This window comes from Yoonia maritima (genome assembly GCF_043641945.1).
GTDB lineage: Bacteria > Pseudomonadota > Alphaproteobacteria > Rhodobacterales > Rhodobacteraceae > Yoonia > Yoonia maritima_B.
The window spans coordinates 460283-478910 of the sequence record NZ_JBHZRX010000004.1 but is presented as its reverse complement, the minus strand read 5'-3'; the positions used below and the strand labels follow the sequence as shown (position 1 = coordinate 478910).

At 53.9% G+C, this 18628-nt stretch carries 20 protein-coding genes; 10 read left to right on the top strand and 10 right to left on the bottom strand.

The annotated features are described in order from the left end of the window. Positions 1-44 precede the first annotated feature (44 nt). Together serA and ACHUEV_RS11935 are read right to left on the bottom strand one after the other, a co-directional pair. Positions 45-1637: a phosphoglycerate dehydrogenase gene (gene serA, locus ACHUEV_RS11940; protein ID WP_394180115.1), complete on the bottom strand. Its 1593-nt coding sequence runs from the start codon at positions 1635-1637 to the stop codon at positions 45-47. A gap of 77 nt (positions 1638-1714) precedes the next feature. After that, complete coding sequence (locus tag ACHUEV_RS11935) at positions 1715-2857, bottom strand: phosphoserine transaminase (protein ID WP_394180113.1); 1143 nt, start codon at positions 2855-2857, stop codon at positions 1715-1717. Between the two features lie 154 nt (positions 2858-3011). Between ACHUEV_RS11935 and serB the strand changes: the two genes are divergently transcribed. From serB to ACHUEV_RS11920, 3 genes are all read left to right on the top strand, one after another. Next, positions 3012-3887: a phosphoserine phosphatase SerB gene (gene serB, locus ACHUEV_RS11930; protein WP_106357963.1), complete on the top strand. Its 876-nt coding sequence runs from the start codon at positions 3012-3014 to the stop codon at positions 3885-3887. A gap of 168 nt (positions 3888-4055) precedes the next feature. Then, a complete protein-coding gene (locus ACHUEV_RS11925; RefSeq protein ID WP_394180111.1) occupies positions 4056-4334 on the top strand; it encodes a glucose-6-phosphate isomerase in 279 nt (92 codons plus the stop codon). Positions 4335-4434: 100 nt separating this feature from the next. Then, positions 4435-5556 carry a trans-sulfuration enzyme family protein gene (locus ACHUEV_RS11920; RefSeq protein WP_394180109.1) on the top strand — a complete coding sequence of 374 codons (1122 nt, stop codon included), beginning with the start codon at positions 4435-4437 and terminating at the stop codon, positions 5554-5556. A gap of 144 nt (positions 5557-5700) precedes the next feature. On the opposite strand, the gene ACHUEV_RS11915 is transcribed toward ACHUEV_RS11920, so the two are convergent. Both ACHUEV_RS11915 and ACHUEV_RS11910 read right to left on the bottom strand, forming a co-directional pair. After that, positions 5701-6657 carry an OmpA family protein gene (locus ACHUEV_RS11915; RefSeq protein WP_394180107.1) on the bottom strand — a complete coding sequence of 319 codons (957 nt, stop codon included), beginning with the start codon at positions 6655-6657 and terminating at the stop codon, positions 5701-5703. A 355-nt stretch (positions 6658-7012) separates the two neighbouring features. Then, positions 7013-7699 carry a response regulator transcription factor gene (locus tag ACHUEV_RS11910; protein WP_106357960.1) on the bottom strand — a complete coding sequence of 229 codons (687 nt, stop codon included), beginning with the start codon at positions 7697-7699 and terminating at the stop codon, positions 7013-7015. A 156-nt stretch (positions 7700-7855) separates the two neighbouring features. On the opposite strand from ACHUEV_RS11910, the gene ribA reads away from it, so the two are divergent. The 5 genes from ribA (at position 7856) to ACHUEV_RS11885 (ending at position 11334) form a co-directional block, all read left to right on the top strand. Beyond that, a complete protein-coding gene (gene ribA / locus ACHUEV_RS11905) occupies positions 7856-8932 on the top strand; it encodes a GTP cyclohydrolase II (RefSeq protein WP_394180105.1) in 1077 nt (358 codons plus the stop codon). Between the two features lie 99 nt (positions 8933-9031). Then, entirely contained in the window at positions 9032-9628 is a 597-nt protein-coding gene (locus tag ACHUEV_RS11900; protein WP_394180103.1) for a pyridoxamine 5'-phosphate oxidase family protein, read from the top strand. A 79-nt stretch (positions 9629-9707) separates the two neighbouring features. Then, positions 9708-10202: a L,D-transpeptidase family protein gene (locus ACHUEV_RS11895; RefSeq protein ID WP_394180101.1), complete on the top strand. Its 495-nt coding sequence runs from the start codon at positions 9708-9710 to the stop codon at positions 10200-10202. A 64-nt stretch (positions 10203-10266) separates the two neighbouring features. Beyond that, on the top strand, positions 10267-10749 hold the full coding sequence (locus ACHUEV_RS11890) for an RNA pyrophosphohydrolase (RefSeq protein ID WP_394180197.1): 483 nt from the start codon (positions 10267-10269) through the stop codon (positions 10747-10749). A 99-nt stretch (positions 10750-10848) separates the two neighbouring features. After that, on the top strand, positions 10849-11334 hold the full coding sequence (locus ACHUEV_RS11885; protein WP_394180099.1) for a hypothetical protein: 486 nt from the start codon (positions 10849-10851) through the stop codon (positions 11332-11334). Here ACHUEV_RS11885 and ACHUEV_RS11880 read toward each other — a convergent pair. After that, positions 11314-12456, bottom strand: a complete 1143-nt coding sequence (locus tag ACHUEV_RS11880; RefSeq protein ID WP_394180195.1) for a lytic murein transglycosylase — start codon at positions 12454-12456, stop codon at positions 11314-11316. The two genes, ACHUEV_RS11885 and ACHUEV_RS11880, sit on opposite strands and share 21 nt — an antisense overlap. Positions 12457-12633: 177 nt before the next feature. Between ACHUEV_RS11880 and ACHUEV_RS11875 the strand changes: the two genes are divergently transcribed. Continuing rightward, a complete protein-coding gene (locus tag ACHUEV_RS11875) occupies positions 12634-13029 on the top strand; it encodes a DUF1801 domain-containing protein (RefSeq protein WP_394180097.1) in 396 nt (131 codons plus the stop codon). On the opposite strand, the gene rnr is transcribed toward ACHUEV_RS11875, so the two are convergent. Then, positions 13026-15281, bottom strand: a complete 2256-nt coding sequence (rnr, locus tag ACHUEV_RS11870) for a ribonuclease R (RefSeq protein WP_394180095.1) — start codon at positions 15279-15281, stop codon at positions 13026-13028. The two genes, ACHUEV_RS11875 and rnr, sit on opposite strands and share 4 nt — an antisense overlap. A 183-nt stretch (positions 15282-15464) precedes the next feature. On the opposite strand from rnr, the gene ACHUEV_RS11865 reads away from it, so the two are divergent. Then, the gene (locus ACHUEV_RS11865; protein ID WP_394180093.1) at positions 15465-15701 is read left to right on the top strand and encodes a DUF6966 domain-containing protein; all 237 of its coding nucleotides are present in this window, start codon (positions 15465-15467) and stop codon (positions 15699-15701) included. Between the two features lie 50 nt (positions 15702-15751). On the opposite strand, the gene ACHUEV_RS11860 is transcribed toward ACHUEV_RS11865, so the two are convergent. The 4 genes from ACHUEV_RS11860 to ACHUEV_RS11845 all read right to left on the bottom strand — a co-directional run bounded on the left by ACHUEV_RS11860 (position 15752) and on the right by ACHUEV_RS11845 (position 18508). Beyond that, positions 15752-16405, bottom strand: coding sequence for a DUF4332 domain-containing protein (locus tag ACHUEV_RS11860; RefSeq protein ID WP_394180091.1), 654 nt, complete (start codon positions 16403-16405; stop codon positions 15752-15754). Positions 16406-16481: 76 nt separating this feature from the next. After that, on the bottom strand, positions 16482-16895 hold the full coding sequence (locus ACHUEV_RS11855) for a GNAT family N-acetyltransferase (RefSeq protein WP_394180089.1): 414 nt from the start codon (positions 16893-16895) through the stop codon (positions 16482-16484). Continuing rightward, positions 16892-18040, bottom strand: coding sequence for a succinyl-diaminopimelate desuccinylase (gene dapE, locus ACHUEV_RS11850; protein WP_394180087.1), 1149 nt, complete (start codon positions 18038-18040; stop codon positions 16892-16894). Before dapE ends, ACHUEV_RS11855 begins: the two co-directional genes overlap by 4 nt. A gap of 15 nt (positions 18041-18055) precedes the next feature. Then, a complete protein-coding gene (locus ACHUEV_RS11845) occupies positions 18056-18508 on the bottom strand; it encodes a tellurite resistance TerB family protein (protein WP_394180085.1) in 453 nt (150 codons plus the stop codon). Between the last annotated feature and the right edge of the window lie 120 nt (positions 18509-18628).

The window sequence follows — 18628 nt, the reverse complement described above, 5'->3', positions numbered from 1 at the left end:
TAGAAAAGAAAAAGGCGCGTGAAGTCTCACGCGCCTTGGTCGTCTTATACGTCGAAGGTCAGCGGTTTGACCTGTTGGAAAAGGCCGGTGCCTTTTAGGTCTTCGATGGCCTGCGGCGGCAACGGCGCATCGACATAAAGCAGCGCGATGGCTTCGCCTTTGGCTTCTGAGCGGCCAAGGGTAAAGTTTGCGATGTTGACGTCGTTCTTGCCTAGCAGCGTACCAAGTGTACCGATGATGCCTGGAACGTCTTTGTTCGTGGTGTAAAGCATGTGCTCACCGACTTCTGCGTCGATGTTGATGCCTTTGATCTGGATAAAGCGCGGTTTGCCGTCGCTAAACACAGTACCAGCGATTGAACGTTCGCGTGTGTCAGTCACGATGGTCACTTTGACATAACCTTCGAACGCACCGGACTGGTCTTGCTTGGTCGTCGAAATCTTGACGCCGCGCTCTTTGGCAACCACTGGGGCAGAAACCATGTTCACGTCAGGGTTTGACGCTTTCATAATGCCCGCGATTGTTGCCGCAGTCAGTGCTTTGAGGTTCATCGCGCTGACTTCGCCGTCAAACAAGATGTTGACTGCTTTGATCGGCTCGTCTGTCATTTGACCGATGTAGTTGCCAAGGTGACCAGATAGTTTGATCCACGGGCCCATGATCTTCGCTTCTTCGGCGGTGACCGAAGGCATGTTCAGCGCGTTCTGCACAGCACCAGTCAGCAGGTAGTCTGACATCTGTTCTGCAACTTGCAGGGCCACGTTTTCTTGGGCTTCGGTTGTTGCTGCGCCAAGGTGCGGTGTGACCACAACGTTTGGCAGGTTGAACAGTGGGTTTTCTTTGGCAGGCTCTTCGGCGAACACGTCAAATGCGGCACCAGCAACGTGGCCGGATTTCAGCAGGGCTGCCAGTGCTTCTTCGTCAACCAGACCGCCACGGGCACAGTTGATGATGCGCACGCCAACCTTGGTCTTCATCAGGTTTTCACGGCTCAGGATGTTTTTCGTGTCTGCTGTCAGCGGAACGTGCAGCGTGATAAAATCAGCGCGCTTGAGCAGTTCGTCCAGTTCAACCTTTTCAACACCGATTTCTGTCGCGCGTTCTTCGGACAGGAATGGGTCCATGGCGATGACCTTCATCTTCAGGCCACGGGCACGATCACAAACGATCGAACCAATGTTGCCTGCGCCGATGACGCCCAGTGTTTTGCCTGTCAGCTCAACACCCATGAATTTGGATTTTTCCCATTTGCCAGCATGTGTAGAAGCAGAGGCCTCTGGGATTTGACGCGCCACAGCAAACATCATTGCAATCGCGTGTTCCGCTGTTGTGATCATGTTGCCGAAAGGCGTGTTCATCACGATGATACCCTTGCGGGATGCTGCTTCGCGGTCAACGTTGTCTACACCGATACCAGCGCGGCCGATAACCTTTAGGTTGGTCGCAGCTTCGATGATTTTCTCAGTCGCTTTTGTCGCGGAACGGATCGCCAGACCATCGTATTGGCCGATGACTTCAAGCAATTTGTCCTTGTCTTTGCCAAGGTCAGGCTGGAAATCAACGTCAATGCCGCGATCTTTGAAAATCTGTACGGCGGCTTCGGAAAGTTTGTCAGAGATAAGTACTTTAGGTGCCATTGTAAGCTATCCTTCTCGGGTGGCGAGGCAGATCAAATTTAGCTAAATTTGATCGCCGTCACCGAATTTCTAGAAATTTACTGTGCTTCGATTTCGGTCTCGAATGCCCATGCCAACCAAGGCAACATGGCTTCGATGTCGGAAGTTTCGACCGTTGCACCACACCAGATCCGCAGACCGGCAGGGGCGTCACGATACGCACCGATATCAAGCGCGACGTTCTCGGCTTCTAGACGCTTTGCAACCGCTTTTGCGAATGCAGCGCCGTCTTTGATCCGGTCGTCCGTGAACTTGAGACAAACAGAAGTGTTCGAGCGCGTCGCAGGATCAACAGCTAGGTTGTCGATCCAGTCATTCGCAGCGCAGAAGTTCCAAATTGCACGTGCGTTAGCATCTGCACGGTGGATCAGCGCATCAAGGCCACCGATTGAGCGGCCCCATTTCAAAGAAATAAGGTAATCCTCAACGGCCAGCATAGAAGGCGTGTTGATGGTTTCACCGCGGAAGATACCTTCGATCAGCTTGCCGCCTTTGGTCAGACGGAAGATTTTCGGCAAAGGCCATGCAGGTGTGTAGCTTTCCAGACGCTCAACAGCGCGCGGTGAAAGAACAAGGATACCGTGTGCAGCTTCGCCGCCCATTACTTTCTGCCAAGAGAAAGTTGTCACGTCCAATTTGTCCCAAGGCAGGTCTTGGGCGAATGCAGCAGAGGTCGCATCGCACAATGTCAGACCAGCACGGTCACCGGGGATCACGTCGCCATTTGCAACGCGCACGCCAGAAGTGGTGCCGTTCCAAGTAAAGCAAACGTCGTTGTCATAGTTCAATGCCGCCATGTCGACGATCTCGCCGTATTCGGCGGTGTGAACTGTGGCTTCGATTTTCAGCTGTTTGACCACGTCAGTGACCCAGCCTGCGCCGAATGATTCCCAAGCAACCATTTCCGCAGGGCGTTCGCCTAGCAGTGACCACATCGCCATCTCAAAGGCACCAGTGTCCGACGCAGGCACGATGCCAATGCGGTAATCGGCTGGGATACCAAGAATGTCGCGGGTCAGGTCGATGGCTTCGGCAAGCTTGGCTTTGCCGACGGATGCACGGTGTGAACGGCCCAATGGCGCATCACGTAGTGCTTCTAGATTCCAGACGGGGGGTTTGGCACATGGGCCAGAAGAAAAACGCGGATTACCCGGCCGCGTTGCCGGTTTGGTCATGACCATTGCTGGTACCCTCTCAGATATATGCCCTTCGTTGGGGAAGGGTGTCCCACCGCCGGACATAGAGCGTGTCCGGCTCTTTCACAATGGACAAAATGACGCTAGACCGCCGCTTAAGCCGCTTTTTGCGACACCCTTTGACGCGGATAGGAAATCTATGTTCACGGTCACTCTTTTGACGAACCCAACAGAACGTACTCTCGATTTGGCGCTGGTCGATAGCCTGCGTAATGCTTGGGGTGGAGGCGATGCAATCTGGTTGGCCATCGACGAGGCTGCAGAATTTGCTATGCCACAGATGCCCGATAACCGCTGGGATGTGTGGGCGGATTTGCAAAAGAATGGCGTCGATCTAATTGTGCAACCTACTGAAAATCGCCAGAAAAAGATGCTGCTGGCCGATATGGACAGCACAATGATCCGCCAAGAATGCATTGATGAGCTTGCCGCCGAAGCGGGCGTTGGTCCGCGCGTTGCTGACATCACCGCGCGTGCGATGAACGGTGAGCTGGATTTTAACGAGGCGCTGACCGAACGTGTTGGTCTGCTCAAGGGCTTGCCAGAATCTGTAATCGAAAAGGTACTGGACGAGCGGATTACGCTGATGCCCGGCGGTTATGAGCTGGTCAGTACGATGAAAGCAAATGGCGGCTACGCTGCGCTGGTTTCTGGTGGGTTCACCGCCTTTACAACGCGAATCGCCGACACATTGGGATTTGACGAAAACCGGGCCAACACACTGCTTGTCGAAGACGGTAAACTGACTGGCGCACCGGGCCTGCCAATCTTAGGCAAAGCCGCCAAAGTCACAGCGCTGGAAGAAATCACAGCAAAACTGAATATCTCAGAGGCCGACGTGCTGGCCGTGGGCGATGGGGCCAATGATCTTGGGATGCTGAACCGTGCCGGCACGGGCGTTGCGCTTCACGCTAAACCCAGCGTGCAAAAAGAATGTAGCGTGCGGGTGAACCACGGCGACCTGACGGCGCTACTTTTCATTCAAGGTTATGCGCGGGATCAGTTTGTGACCTAACGCTTCTCAAGATGTTGACCTAGACTCACTGACTAAGTTCAGCTGCGTCAGTTGAATTGACCCAAGTCAATCTTGCGCATGCAGCCTGTGGTTTTGTGTCAGGGCCGCTTGGTCGTTCCAGTTTTCGGTCGACCAGAGTGTGCGGTTAAATGGCTTAGGAGAACTGATATGAAACGCGTGATTCCAATGACCATCGCTGCAGCTAGCCTCGTGTTTGTGCAAGGTTGCGAAAATCTGACACCTGAACAACGGACTGTTGTAGGGGTGACCGGTGGGGCCGCTGCTGGACTAATTACTGCTGACATTTTGGGCGCTGATCGCAACTGGCGTCTTATTGCGGCCCTTGCAGGGGCTGCGGCTGGAACGATCGTGGCGCAAAATGACGCGACCGACCAATGCGCATACGCAAGAGGTGACGGGACATATTACACTGCCCCATGCCCATAGGCACTTTGCTGAAAATGAACCGCTCAAGATCGGCGTAATCTCCCTTGCATCCCCTGTCATTCTCACGCGACAAATGGCGTGAATATCGGGGATGCAAATAATGACGAAAAACCACAAACCTGCGACGATTGCAGCGCATGCTGCGGGTGCCATTGATCCGCAGTCTGGGGGCGTTGTCCCTGCGCTTCAGCCGTCGACGACATTTATGCGTGACGAAAACTACGACTTGGTTCGTCCCGACAACATTTATTCACGCGATAATTCCGATAACCTGCGCCAAGCCGAGGCGGTGTTGCAGCGTCTAGAAGGCGCGGCTGACACGTTGTTGTTCCCGTCGGGTATGGCGGCGATTGCGGCTGTTTTTCGGACCCTACCCAATCGCGCGACCGCAGTTGTTCAATCTGGCATCTATTGGGGCACGACGGCGTGGATTCGTGATTTCACGACACGCCGCGATATCACATTGGTTGAAGTAGATGTGTCTGAACTAGCGGCAGCCTGTGAAGCGCACAGTCCTGCATTAGTGTTTGTAGAGACACCTTCAAACCCCTGGCTCAAAACCGTCGATATCCAGGCCCTAGCTGATGCTACCGATGCGACACTTGTGGTCGATGCGACCGCCGCGACGCCGATCCTGATGCAGCCTTTGGCTCTTGGCGCTGATATCGTGATGCATTCCGCGACGAAAGGGATCAACGGCCATTCGGATGTTTTGGCGGGGGTGTTGTCGACAGGTAATGCTGACGCGAAGATCTGGGATGATATCCGTGCAGACCGCAAAGGTGCAGGCGCGATTTTGGGGCCGTTCGAGGCTTGGCTGCTCACGCGTGCAATGCGGACATTGCCGCTGCGGGTCGAACGTATGACGCAAAATGCGCAGGAGCTGGCAGAACATCTGATGGCCCATCCCAAGGTCGCTGATGTCTTTTATCCGGGATTACCGCATCATCCGGGCCACGACATTGCGAAACGGCAAATGACCGGTGGGTTTGGCGGGCTTTTGTCGGTGTTGCTTAACGGCAGCAAAGAAGACGCGCTGCGCGTTGTTGGCAGTCTGAAGCTGTTCTTGCGGGCGACATCATTGGGCGGAGTCGAAAGCCTTGTTGAACATCGACACACAATTGAGCCCCATACAGGCATCCCCGAAAGCTTGATCCGGGTTTCAGTCGGGATCGAAGACATCGGGGATCTGATTGCCGATTGGGATCAAGCGCTGGGGTAGTACAATCATCGGGAAACGCGGCTTGCGGCGCTCTGCATGCGCAGGGGCTTATGGTGGAATCGTTTCCTGCCCTTCGAGGTTCGATGGGGTATTAGAGATAGGCTGTCGGGCCTATCTCTCGCGAGGCTCAATTGACGTTATTTCTTATTCTCGTAGAACAAGCTCCACCCTGCGATTGATCGCACGACCAGTTTCGTCAGCGTTGTTTGCAACTGGTGCGACAGGGCCAATTCCTACGCTAGTCAATCGATCCTCTTCTATTCCTCGTTCCGTCAACGCATCAACTACGCTCGCGGCGCGGTCTTCTGACAGTGATAAGTTGAAATCATAGCTGCCCACCCAATCCGTGTGTCCAACGATATAGAACGATAGATCAGGGTTCTCTGCTAGATAGGCGCCGGTTGTATCAAGCGTTTCGTTGGAAAGATCCGTTAAATCTGACGTGCCGCTCTCGAAATAGATACCTTCCAGAACGACTGTGCCGGTTTCTTCGATTGCTGCAGTGACGTTCTCAATGGTGCCGATGCCAATCTTCTCGGTATCCAAGGAGGCAGTTGAAACGATGGTTTGATGGACGCGGCGATCGTCGTTTCTACTTGCAGCGGTGACAATAGAAATATGTGCCGCTTGCCCATATTGTTCGAATTTCGCGCTCAGAATGCCGAATTCCTCCATGAAATCGACGCGATCACCACCAAAAAGCGCCGTGTGCCGAATGCTATAGTTATAGAAGTCATTCCCTTTTGCTCCGCATTCCGCCTCACCAAAGCATGAAAAAATGATCTCTGCGTCGAGAGATTCTAGCGCCTTTTGATAGTTCGCAAAAAGCTGAAAGCCGGAAATGCTTGCATCGCTCGCGCGATATTCGATGTTTGTGACCTGACCTTCGGCGGTCATGGTTTCATAGTCGTCGTCGATCATTGGGGATACGATGAGTTGAGCTCGATCAAAGTCACGAACTTTATATGTGTCGATATAGAAACCAGGGTAACGAGACAGTAGAGGATGGTCAGAAGATCCCTCTTTGTCTGTTTCTGCAATCGCTGGCGTCGAAACGGACAGAAGAATGGAAACTGGCAAGGCGGCGTTAAGCACTTTCATATGTTTATCCCTTTAATTAATCAGGCCAATTTTCTGTTTCGAATTCTTCTACAAATTATTGGCGTGCGCAAATTGGATCGGCGTTATTTCGCCTTTATCACGATGGTAAATGGAGGCGAATTATGCGTAGTCGGATAGTAACTTTTCGGGCGCCCTTGTGCTGGGAAATTCGTTGGTTGGAGAACCGCGGCTCTGCTTTTTTTCGACTGATAGCGAACAGCACCCTGCAAAAAAAATGCCGGGCACGAGGCCCGGCAAGTCCAACAGGGAGGTGGTGATTAGACCCGATCACCGTCGGTATTCTTGGGCCCGATAGCTTGGGGAGGGAGGAGAACCAAACTACCGGGTTGGAGTACTACGCCACTAATCTATAACCTCCAGATTCGGTCACAAGAAGGCGAGCATTTGACGGATCTGGTTCTATTTTTTGGCGAAGACGGTAAATATGTGTCTCTAATGTGTGTGTCGTAACACCCGCATTATAGCCCCATACCTCATGCAAAAGGACGTCTCGCGCTACTACACCTTCGGTTGAACGGTATAGGAACTTAAGGATGTTCGTCTCTTTCTCGGTCAGGCGTACCTTCTTATCGTCTTCTGTTATCAGCATTTTTTGCGCAGGCTTAAAAGTATACGGCCCAAGCTGGAAAATCGCGTCCTCGGATTGCTCGTGCGCGCGCAGCTGGCTGCGGATGCGTGCAAGCAGAACGGGAAACTTAAATGGCTTGCTGACATAATCGTTCGCGCCCGCGTCGAGCCCTAGAATTGTGTCAGCGTCACTATCTTGCGCCGTCAGCATGAGAATCGGGCATTTCACGCCCTGCTTACGCATGACACGGCACAGTTCACGGCCGTCTGTGTCAGGCAATCCGACGTCCAGAATCATAAGATCGTAAAGACCCTCTTTGGCTTTCACCATTGCGCTCGCGCCGTCATCGGCCTCGAACACATCAAAGTCTTCGGTCATCAGCAGCTGTTCACCCAGCGCTTCGCGCAGGTCATCATCATCGTCGACCAGCAAAATTTTCTTGAGTTGTCCCATGACAGCCTCCTTCGTTACCCACTAGAAATGTGTCTTTGATACGGACAGGACAAGGATTTCCGTCAAACTTTCACACGCTCGTGTGATTAATCGTGCAAATGTTTCACTTTGCTTCAGAACAGGGTATCGGTTTGTAACAAAGACAGGGCAGGGCGCATGGTATTTTCTCCGGATATTACAGAACGACTGGCGCGTGCGCGGGCTGATCTGCGGATGGGCGTGCCTGTTGTGCTTGATGGCGGTGCGGTGGTGCTGGCCGCCGAGACATTGGATGCCGCCCGACTTGCCCATCTGCGCAGCCTTGGTGGCGATCCTGTCCTTGCCGTCACCAGTTGGCGTGCCGAGACGCTAAAGGCTCGTGCATACGATGGCGACATTGCCCGGATTACCTTGCCCGAAGATGTCACGCTGAACTGGGTTCGGTCGATTGCGGACCCCGCTGATGATTTGCGCGCACCAATGAAGGGGCCGTTGCAAACCCAACGCGATGGGCCAGCTGATCTGCATCGCGCTGCCATCGCCCTGACAAAAGCCGCGCGGCTGTTGCCTGCGGCTATTGTTCTTCCCGTTAGCGATCCGTCCGGGTTTGCCGCAAGCCATAACCTTACGCTCATTCCTGCAGACGCTGCATTAGACGACGGCCTAAGCCCGCTGCATCCAATCATTAGTGCACGCTTGCCGTTAGAAGTATCTGAGGCCGGGCGTTTGCATATTTTTCGCCCCGACGACGGCGCCGAAGAGCATTATGCCGTTGAAATTGGTCAACCAGACCGGTCAAAGCCCGTACTGTCACGACTTCATTCCGCCTGCTTTACCGGCGATCTGCTGGGGTCGCTAAAATGCGACTGTGGCCCGCAATTGCGCGGCGCGCTGGCGCAAATGGGTGAAGAAGGGGCAGGTGTTCTTTTATACCTGAACCAAGAGGGTCGCGGCATCGGCCTTGCCAACAAAATGCGCGCATATTCTTTGCAGGATCAAGGGTTTGATACGGTGGAAGCCAATCACCGGCTAGGGTTTGAGGACGATGAGCGCGATTTTCGGATCGGTGCCGAAATCCTCAAACGCATGGGGTTTTCTGAAACGCGCCTGATGACCAATAACCCTGCCAAAGTCGCACGGATGGAAAGCTGCGGCATCGACGTCACCGAACGGGTCCCGCTGCGGGTCGGAGAAAATGCGCATAACCAAGCATATCTCAAGACAAAGGCCGCGAAATCAGGACATTTGTTGTAGCCCGATTTCATTGTCGCGCTGTGGCATCGTGTATGATGGTCTCAGTAGACCATGCGTCTATCACGGCTATGAATGATAAAGCACAATTGGATTTAGACTATGAGACCTGAAAAGCTCCGCGAAATTTATGGCAATCCTTCTGCACGGGTAGAAGCGAAAGTAATTTCGACTTTCGACAAGCATTGCAGGGCTTTCATAGAACACGCGACGTTTCTTGTGCTGGCGACTTCGGATGGGCGGAATTTGGATGTGTCGCCCAAGGGTGATCCGGCGGGTTTTGTCAAAGTTGAGACAGACAACACCCTGCTTATCCCAGACCGCCTTGGTAACAACCGCATTGACGGGTTGATGAACATATTGGCGCATCCGAACGTTGCGCTGCTCTTTATGATCCCAACTGTGGGCGAAACGCTGCGCGTCAATGGCGTCGCAGAGATTATCGATGATAAGGCGCTTTGTGATCAGTTTCAGGTGAACGGGCGCAGCCCCAAGACTGTCACGCGCATCACAGCCGAGGAAATCTACACTCACTGTGGCAAAGCCCCCATGCGATCAGGGTTGTGGAAGCCCGACACTTGGCCGGTCGAAAGGCCAGTTGCGACATTGTACGAGATGCTGAGAGATCATGCGGAAATGGCGGTGGACTCAACTGAGCAGGCCGCGGTCGAAGAGTTATATCAAAAGACGCTGTACTGAAATTATAGGGGGCACGCGCCCAGATGCACCGGCAAATTTGGGCGCTGACACGCAGCATCTGCAAGGTTATCACTGCCGCATGAGCCACATCGACCTAACCCTCACCCCGACCCACGTTCGTTTTATGAACCGGCGCTTTCCCTGCACTATCGGGCGCGGTGGTTTGACTGCTGACAAGGTCGAGGGCGATGGCGCGACGCCACGCGGCTCCCATCAGATTGTCGAAATGCTCTATCGGGCGGATCGCATGGCGCAGCCTGTGCCTTGGGCACGGCCGATTGGCTCTGCCGATTTGTGGTCAGATGATGTGAATGATCGTGCCTACAACAGTCAGGTCCGCGCTCCACACGCGTTTAGCCACGAACATTTACGCCGGTCGGATCCGATGTATGACCTTATCCTGATCACAGATTGGAATTATCCGGATGCTGTGCCCGGCAAAGGGTCTGCCATATTTATCCATCAATGGCGTGGGCCGGGCCGCCCGACAGCTGGTTGCGTTGCGTTTCGGCGTGACCACCTGCGCTGGATTGCACAGCGTATCACACCGCATTCACGGCTTGTTATCGCATAACCGCTGGACCTTATGTCATGTTCGGGCCAAACCCATGGTAGCTAACAAGAAAGACCAGAACCAAATGACACCCGAAGATATTGCAAAGCTCCCTTATCGTCCTTGTGTAGGGGTTATGCTTGCCAACACGCGCGGGCATGTATTTGTAGGCCAGCGGATCGACCGCGATACGGACGCTTGGCAGATGCCCCAAGGTGGTGTTGATAAAGGTGAAAAGACCTATGATGCGGCACTTCGCGAACTGGAAGAAGAAACAGGTGTGACGTCCAATCTGGTCAGCCTAGAGGCCGAAAGCGAAGGCCTGATCCCTTATGATCTGCCGCATGACCTTGTGCCTAACATCTGGAAGGGCCGCTACCGTGGTCAGGAACAGAAATGGTATTTGTTTCGCTTTCATGGCACCGATGACCAGATCGACATCGTGACCAAACACCCAGAGTTTTCGTCGTGGAAATGGATTCCATCTGACGAATTGGTCGAAGCCATTGTTCCGTTTAAACGTGCTGTTTACGCACGCGTCTTGGAAGAATTTCAAAGCAAACTGTAAGCGTCGGAAATAAATCCTTGTCCGCACCAAGGAACCCGCGCCCCAAAACGTCATTATTATAAGAGGCTGCAAACGCGGCCCTCATAAATGGAGATGCTGATGAAACCAATTTTCCTAGCTGCGGTATGTGCAATGATCGCGGGCCAAGCACAGGCGCTAAGCTGCATGCGCCCCGATCCAATTTCGACATTCAATCAAGTCGCCGAAGCGCCTGAAAGCTATTACGTCTTGTACGGCAAATTGACGTTTGACGAAGATGCCCTGCCGCCAACCTTTATCGACCGGCCGGGTGCGGACCCCGCGCCAATTCCAGCCCGTTTCAACGGCAAAGGGCTGACCCGTGATGGATTTACGTCAGACTACATCAGCCCTGCGTTCTTACAGGTCGATTGCGTGGCAAACTACTGCGGCACCGCCCAAAGCGGGGTAGAAGCGCTGTATTTCGTGCGGGCCGATAACAGCCCAGTCGTGATGACCGCAGGTGCATGTGGTGGGATGATCTTTGCAGAACCGCCGCAGGCCGTGCTTGATCAGCTCACGACCTGCATGCAAGGCGGTTCCTGTTCAGCGCAGCCGCTCAAGTAACCCATACGACGGGTGCCCATCTTGGGGCAGCCCGCGTGATGCTTGATAAGCCTTGATGGCGGCACGCGTGTTCGGGCCAATTTGCCCGTCCACGCCGCCTGTTGAAAACCCTGCGTTGGTCAGCCGCTGCTGTAATTCGGTCCGTTCAGAGCGACGAAGGCGACGTTCACCTGCAGGCCATTGCGACCGTAGTTTGTCCATACCCCGAATACGATCGCCAAGATGGCCGACCCCGATGATGTAAGCCTCTGCGTTGTTATAACGCGAGATCACATCGAAATTGCGGAAGACAAGGAAGGCCGGACCACCTGCACCTGTCGGCGTAATCAGTGATGCATTGCCATAGTTCGGAACGGCCCGCCCGTTGACGTCACCAACACCGACCTGCGCCCAAGCCGCAGGGCTGCGCGTCACACTACGCCCGGTTTGGCTAAAATCAAACCCGCGCGGCAATAGCACCTCAACACCCCAAGGCTGGCCCTTTTGCCAGCCAAACCGCCGGAAATAGGCAGCAGTCGACGCCAATGCATCGCTTGGATCATCGGCCCAAATGTCGCGACGACCATCGCCTGTGAAATCAACGGCGTATGCCTCGTAGGATGTTGGAATAAACTGGGTGTGGCCCATCGCGCCAGCCCATGACCCGGTCATATTGCGCGGAGCAACATCACCGTTTTGCAAGATTTTCAACGCAGCGATCAATTGGCTTTCAAAGAAGCGCCCACGCCGACCATCATAGGCAAGGGTCGCAAGGGTCGAAATCAGCGGCGTATTCCCGCGCCTTTGGCCATAGTTGCTCTCCATCCCCCACACGGCCAGCACGACATGTGGTTCTACGTTATAGGTCGCCTCTATGCGTGACAGCAAACGGCTGTGCTGTTGCAACATCGCACGGCCATTGCGCACCCGGTCATCCGATGCAGCTGTCGCCATGTAATCCGCCAGCGGCTTTACGAATTCGGACTGATTCCGATCTCGGTCGATGCTGTCTTGCAGATACTGTGCACCTTGAAATGCAGCATTGAACGTCCGGTCTGAAATGCCTGCTGCATTGGCCCGTGACCGAAAATTAGCAATCCAATTGCTAAAACCGCGCGCGTCAGCATTCGCTGGGCTGCTCATTCCCAAGGCAGCAATACTCGCCGCGATGAAGTGCCTACGATACATTCCACTCATCCTCATTATTTTGATCACAACTTAATGCAGGTACGTTCGGTTCGACAATCAACTTAATGCTATCTGTCAGTTATGGTCAGCAATCTGCTGTCCACGGACTAATCCTGCCGCTAGGCTTTGGACATGAAACCGATCACCGATCCCAAAGTGCAGGCCGCCTTTGATGGCTTTCCAAAGGAAGCGCAGGACATGGCGATGGCCTTGCGCAGCTTGATTTTCGAGGTCGCAGAAACGACGCCAAATGTCGGGGTACTCACTGAGACATTAAAGTGGGGGCAGCCATCCTATCTGACCGCGCAAAGCAAGTCAGGAACAACCCTACGCATCGGGGCGCCAAAGAACGGCGGCTGCGCGATCTACGCCCACTGCGCCACGAACGTCATTAGCACCTACGCCGAGACATTTCCGGGGCTAGATCAAATCGAAGGCAACCGCGCAGTGCATTTCAAACACAGCGAAGAAATCGTGCCGGAGCGCCTAAAGCTACTGATCCAGCACGCGCTGACCTATCATCTTTAGCGTCGCGTGCGTTTTACCTTACGCGCTGTTTTGGCGGCCTTTTTGCGTGCTGAACCTACCTTGCGTCGTGCTGGTTTTCCACGCCCGCGTGATGGGCCGCGTGGCATGGCCCGGTCGTCGATTGTCAGTAGTTCTACAATCAATCCACCAGTGACGGGAGCTGCCTCTGTCAGTTTGACGGTGACGCGTTGTCCCAAGGTGATGAGCAACCCCGTATCAGACCCCATCAAGGTTTGGCTTTCAGGGTCAAAATGGAAAAACTCGCGGCCAAGCGTCCGGATCGGCACCATTCCGTCAGCACCTGTTTCATCCAGCCTAACAAACACGCCAAACTTTGCGATGCCACTGATGCGTCCGGTCATTTCGACGCCGACGCGATCAGATAAAAACGCAGCGAGATAGCGATCTGTTGTATCACGTTCAGCCATCATCGACCGGCGCTCTGTGTCCGAAATCAGCTTAGCTGTATCGGGTAGATGCTCAACGTCCCAAGCACTAAGCCCGTCATCACCCCACCCATGCGACGCAATCAACGCGCGGTGCACGATCAAATCTGAATAGCGGCGGATAGGAGACGTGAAATGCGCGTAGGCCCGCAGTGCCAGCCCAAAGTGACCAAAGTTTTCAGGGTTATAATAGGCCTGCGTCATGGCCCGCAGCGTGGCCATGTTGATTAGCTCATCATTCTCCGTGCCCTCTGCTTGGTTCAGTAGACGGTTCAAATGTGCCGTTTTCAGCACCTGCCCCTTGGCCAAAACCAGGCCCGATGCATGCGCAACCTCGCGCAATGCATCAAGCTTTTCAGGGCTGGGTTCTTCGTGCACGCGGAACAAAAGAGGAGACTTCTTAGAAATCAAGGTTTCGGCGGCAGCAACGTTCGCCAAGACCATGAATTCTTCGATCAGCTTATGGGCATCCAGTCGCGCCTTGAAGTTGACAGAGGTCACTTTGCCATTTTCATCCAAGATAATCTGGCGTTCTGGCAGTTCCAAATCCAATGGCTGACGCGCATTCCGTGCTTTGGCAAGCGCCTCATAAGCGGCATAAATCGGGCGGATGATGTCATCCATCAACGGCGCAACCTTTTCGTTCGGCTGGCCGTCCATCCCTGCCTGTACTTCTTGATAGTTCAGCGACGCGACTGATTTCATCAGGCCCCGGTGGAATTCATGGCCGATCTTTTGACCATGGCTATCTATGCGCATCGCTACCGCCATACAGGCCCGTTCGACGCCTTCATGCAGCGAACATAAATCGCCGGACAGACGGTCAGGCAACATTGGCACAACGCGATCCGGGAAATAGGTTGAATTCCCACGCTTGCGCGCCTCAATGTCTAATTCAGAACCGGGCGTGACATAGTGGGCGACGTCGGCAATCGCGACCCAGATGATAAACCCACCTTCGTTCTTGGGGTCCGGGTCGGGTTGAACATAACATGCATCATCGCGGTCACGGGCATCGAAAGGGTCAATGGTGATCAACGGCAAATCGCGCAGGTCTTTGCGGCCTTTCACGCCAGCCGGGGTTGCCGCATCGGCTTCGGCGATTGCACCGTCAGGGAAATGATCCGGGATACCATGCTGGTGGATCGCGATCAGCGACACCGCACGTGGTTCGGTCGGATCCCCCAAACGTGCAACGATACGCGCCTTGGGAAGCCCCATGCGGCCCTTTGGTCCGGCTTGTTCAGCCTCAACCAATTCACCATCTTTCGCACCGCCGGTTGCACCCGCAGCGACAGTCCACTGCTTATCCGCACCCTTGTCGATCGGCAGGATACGACCACCTTCGGAACCGGCACGAAATACGCCCAATATGCGCAGCGGATTAGTACCAATCCGGCGGATCATACGGGCTGTGTGGCTATGGTGCTCTGTCTTATCAACGGTCAGACGCCCCAAGATGCGGTCGCCTTTACCAAGGGCCGGATCACTTGACCGTAGCATCATAAGGATGACGGGTTCAGGGCCTTTGCCTGTCCACTCAAGTGGACGTGCAAATAGGTCGCCGTCTTCGTCTGGCCCGATGATTTCAAGCACTGAAACAGGCGGCAAATCCTCGGCATCGCGGTAACTGCTACGACGTTTCGTCAGCTTACCTTCGTCCTCAAGTTCTTTGAGTAAACGTTTAAGATCAATACGGGCAGCACCCTTAATACCAAACGCCTTCGCGATATCGCGCTTGGCAGCTTTGGTCGGGTTCTGGGCGATCCATTCAAGGATCTCGGACTTTGAGGGAATACGTGTCATGCGCCAGCCCTAGCACGGAAAAATAAGGGCGTCACGGGGATTGAGGCCAGCAAGTTGTACTACGGCGACAAAGGGCCAGCGGTACAGTTTGCCTCGGATTGACAGCGGTAGGTTTTCTAACCATGCTTTCGTTCACTGTCACAAAAGCCACCCAACCCCGAGCTAGATGAGTTCGTCTGCTTATTGTCAGCGCTTCAGGACACACTTCACGAACATCAAGCCTCGTTCTGGGCAAATAATATTCAAAACATTCAAGTGATGGCCCATAATTCGGACGGAGCATGCATCGATAGGTTTTTGCGGCTGTTTGGCAGAATGGGAAGTCTCAATGACGTCATTTTGGACGCACCAGATACGACGCGAGAGCGGTTTCAAAAACAGCTGGCACGTGCCTATGACCTCGCCCTGAAGCTCAAGTGAGCCTCCAAAGCATGCACCAATACAAGCATGAATCCAAAGTCAGACGATGGTTAAGGCACATATTTCGCGGCAGCGACCAGACGCGCCACATCTCTTAATCCGACTTTGCCTTTATAGTACCGCGCTCCTTTGTTCGCTTCTTCCATCGCATTGAAAACAGCCTCTGGGTCTGCGGAGGCGATTGCGTGGGCGTTGTCAAAACCGGCTGCAACCAGCACTCGTGCGAAGGTCGGGCTTACCCATTGAATACGGCACAAGTCAGCGATGGCGCTCAATTCATTGAATTTCGCTTGGTCAACGCCGGTTTCCTTGATGAGGTCGGCCTTGTTGTCAGAAGTAAGCTCAAAGAGGTGTTTGGTGTTCTTAAGCCCAGCTTTGTTCAGCTTGGCGATGAGGTCGTCACCAAGCCAATCTACTTCCTTCAAAGATTTTGGTTTGGGAAAGAACCCGTTGATCGCGCGCCTAAGCAACTGAAGATACCCGACTTCAACATCGGACTTCTTTGCGAGTTCTTCCAGTGACTTGGTTATCTTTAGAGCGAGACGAAGGTCAGCTAACGACTGAATGCCAGCCCCAGTAAGCGACGACATGTTTTCTGATAGCCGATCCAGTAAAGGTTCTTGGCTTGGTATCAGGTCTGTGCTTTGCAAGCGGTCCTGCAACGCGTCTAAGTCGATTGAGTTCTCATCAAGATAGTAATTCATCGCCAATCATCTCCGTTGGAGCCACCGGGATTTTAAACAATTAGCACTGACATTTATATTCTTTGCACGCTGCGGATCACAGCTGCCGGACCATATCCTTATGCGGAATCCCGGCATCATCATAAAACGGCCCCTCGGCGACAAAGCCAAGCCTTTCGTAAAAACTAATCGCGTGGTCTTGGGCACTTAGTTTCGCGCGGATGACGCTCGGGATCGTGCGCAGGTGGTCCATCGCGGCTACCACGAGCTTCGCCCCAAGCCCCGTTCCGCGTTGGTCTTTCAAGACACATATCCGGCCGATTTTTCCTGTTTCGCCATTAATCAGCAGACGGGCGGTGCCGACGGGACGCCCATCGACAGTGGCGAGAAGATGGATGGCGCTGTCATCTAAGTCATCCATTTCCTCGGCTTCAGATATGCCTTGTTCGTCCATAAACACCGAACGACGGAGCGCGATGCAGGGGGCGTAATCTGTGACGACTTTGATCATGCAAAATAGTCCGTCAGGATGCGCTTATAGATCGCCTTAAGCTGGCCGATCTGTTCGATCGAAACGCATTCATCCACTTGGTGCATCGTCTTTCCGACAAGGCCAAATTCGACAACAGGGCAGTGATCTTTGACAAAACGCGCATCCGACGTGCCACCCGATGTGGATAGCTCTGGCGTACGCCCAGTCTCGGACGCAACGGCCTTGGCAACCAGATCAGACAGATCGCCGGGAGGCGTCACAAAGCTTTCGCCAGACACTTTAACTTTTGTATCTACCTCAACTCCGAAGGTGTCTTTGATCTGTGCTACTTCTGTTTCAAACCAATCAATGATCGACTGACTACTATGCGCGTCATTGAAACGAACGTTCACTGCGGCGGTACAGGTCGCAGGGATGACGTTGGTTGCAGGGTTCCCAGTATCAATCGTCACTACAGCCAATGTCGATGGGTCGAAATGCTCTGTCCCTTCGTCCAGCACATGCGACGACAACCGATCAACCAGCCGCGCCATGGCGGGTAGCGGGTTGTTGGCACGGTGTGGATAGGCCGAATGCCCCTGCTCACCGCGCACGGTAAGCCACGCCGTCAATGACCCACGCCGCCCGATTTTCATCGTTTCGCCCATTTCATTTGGGCAAGTCGGTTCGCCGACCAGACAAACGGACATGGATTCATTATTCGCCGCCATCCAATCAAGCAGCGCGGTCGTGCCATCCAACGCGTCGGCCTCTTCATCGCCGGTGATTGCCAGAACCACTGCACCATCTGGCGGGGTGTCTTGCACAAATTCAATGGCCGCCGCTGCAAAGGCCGCAACGCCGGATTTCATATCCGTGGCACCACGCCCATACATAAGCCCGTCTTTGACTTCTGCACCGAACGGATCAACCGTCCAATCATCGCGGTTACCAATCGGCACGACATCCGTATGGCCATTAAAACCAAACGTCCGGTTCGCACCCTGACGCCCCCATCGGGCATAAAGGTTGGCGATGCCACCACGATCAACCCGCGTGCATGTAAAACCACCCTCCGACAACAGCTTTTCCAAAAGCACCAAAGCCCCCCCTTCGGCAGGCGTCACAGAAGGGCACCGGATAAGATCAGCAGTCAGGGCAACGGGGTCGATATGGGCAGGCATGTGGTGGCTTTCGTGTTAGGCGTTATTCGTCGCTTGGGTTTGTAGCTGCTGCGCCCTTTCGCGGGATACTCCGAGGATTTCTTCAATTTGGTGCAGCACGAGGTCTTCTTCTTCGCGCTTAATGCCATCGGCAAAGACGACGCGCCAGAGCGCAAGCAATGTCGCCTCTTTTTCATCGACGCTGACCGCGTCCTTTAGGATGTCGGCGATGTCTTGCGTCGCGGGCATGTTCTTTTCGAGCTTTTCACAAGCGGCACGCATTTTGGCTGCTTCAACTGGGTTTAGTCCGTTACGCTCGGCTAGGACTTTGTCGATAAGGGTGATCTCTTCGAACAGGTAGGAGTGGTCCGCTTTGGCCGCGCGAACGAGCAAGGCACCTATTGCATGACGGGCATCGGCCTGTGGCAATGGCGTTTTGTATTTGGCATCAGCCGGATTGCGAAAAAATGCGAGAAGGTTTTCAAACATAGTGGCCCCATATAGCTGCTTGCAAGTAAGGTAGCTGTTTCAATCCGACACGCAATAAACTGTTGGTAGTATTTTACCATTTGCGTTTGAAAAGCGTTGATATCGCAGGATTTCGCAACA

What these genes read in the sequence shown, in the direction of transcription:
- serA (WP_394180115.1), bottom strand. Translation starts at nt 1,637, where the DNA reads ATGGCACCTAAAGTACTTATCTCTGACAAACTTTCCGAAGCCGCCGTA.
- ACHUEV_RS11935 (WP_394180113.1), bottom strand. Translation starts at nt 2,857, where the DNA reads ATGGTCATGACCAAACCGGCAACGCGGCCGGGTAATCCGCGTTTTTCT.
- serB (WP_106357963.1), top strand. Translation starts at nt 3,012, where the DNA reads ATGTTCACGGTCACTCTTTTGACGAACCCAACAGAACGTACTCTCGAT.
- ACHUEV_RS11925 (WP_394180111.1), top strand. Translation starts at nt 4,056, where the DNA reads ATGAAACGCGTGATTCCAATGACCATCGCTGCAGCTAGCCTCGTGTTT.
- ACHUEV_RS11920 (WP_394180109.1), top strand. Translation starts at nt 4,435, where the DNA reads ATGACGAAAAACCACAAACCTGCGACGATTGCAGCGCATGCTGCGGGT.
- ACHUEV_RS11915 (WP_394180107.1), bottom strand. Translation starts at nt 6,657, where the DNA reads ATGAAAGTGCTTAACGCCGCCTTGCCAGTTTCCATTCTTCTGTCCGTT.
- ACHUEV_RS11910 (WP_106357960.1), bottom strand. Translation starts at nt 7,699, where the DNA reads ATGGGACAACTCAAGAAAATTTTGCTGGTCGACGATGATGATGACCTG.
- ribA (WP_394180105.1), top strand. Translation starts at nt 7,856, where the DNA reads ATGGTATTTTCTCCGGATATTACAGAACGACTGGCGCGTGCGCGGGCT.
- ACHUEV_RS11900 (WP_394180103.1), top strand. Translation starts at nt 9,032, where the DNA reads ATGAGACCTGAAAAGCTCCGCGAAATTTATGGCAATCCTTCTGCACGG.
- ACHUEV_RS11895 (WP_394180101.1), top strand. Translation starts at nt 9,708, where the DNA reads ATGAGCCACATCGACCTAACCCTCACCCCGACCCACGTTCGTTTTATG.
- ACHUEV_RS11890 (WP_394180197.1), top strand. Translation starts at nt 10,267, where the DNA reads ATGACACCCGAAGATATTGCAAAGCTCCCTTATCGTCCTTGTGTAGGG.
- ACHUEV_RS11885 (WP_394180099.1), top strand. Translation starts at nt 10,849, where the DNA reads ATGAAACCAATTTTCCTAGCTGCGGTATGTGCAATGATCGCGGGCCAA.
- ACHUEV_RS11880 (WP_394180195.1), bottom strand. Translation starts at nt 12,456, where the DNA reads ATGAGCAGCCCAGCGAATGCTGACGCGCGCGGTTTTAGCAATTGGATT.
- ACHUEV_RS11875 (WP_394180097.1), top strand. Translation starts at nt 12,634, where the DNA reads ATGAAACCGATCACCGATCCCAAAGTGCAGGCCGCCTTTGATGGCTTT.
- rnr (WP_394180095.1), bottom strand. Translation starts at nt 15,281, where the DNA reads ATGACACGTATTCCCTCAAAGTCCGAGATCCTTGAATGGATCGCCCAG.
- ACHUEV_RS11860 (WP_394180091.1), bottom strand. Translation starts at nt 16,405, where the DNA reads ATGAATTACTATCTTGATGAGAACTCAATCGACTTAGACGCGTTGCAG.
- ACHUEV_RS11855 (WP_394180089.1), bottom strand. Translation starts at nt 16,895, where the DNA reads ATGATCAAAGTCGTCACAGATTACGCCCCCTGCATCGCGCTCCGTCGT.
- dapE (WP_394180087.1), bottom strand. Translation starts at nt 18,040, where the DNA reads ATGCCTGCCCATATCGACCCCGTTGCCCTGACTGCTGATCTTATCCGG.
- ACHUEV_RS11845 (WP_394180085.1), bottom strand. Translation starts at nt 18,508, where the DNA reads ATGTTTGAAAACCTTCTCGCATTTTTTCGCAATCCGGCTGATGCCAAA.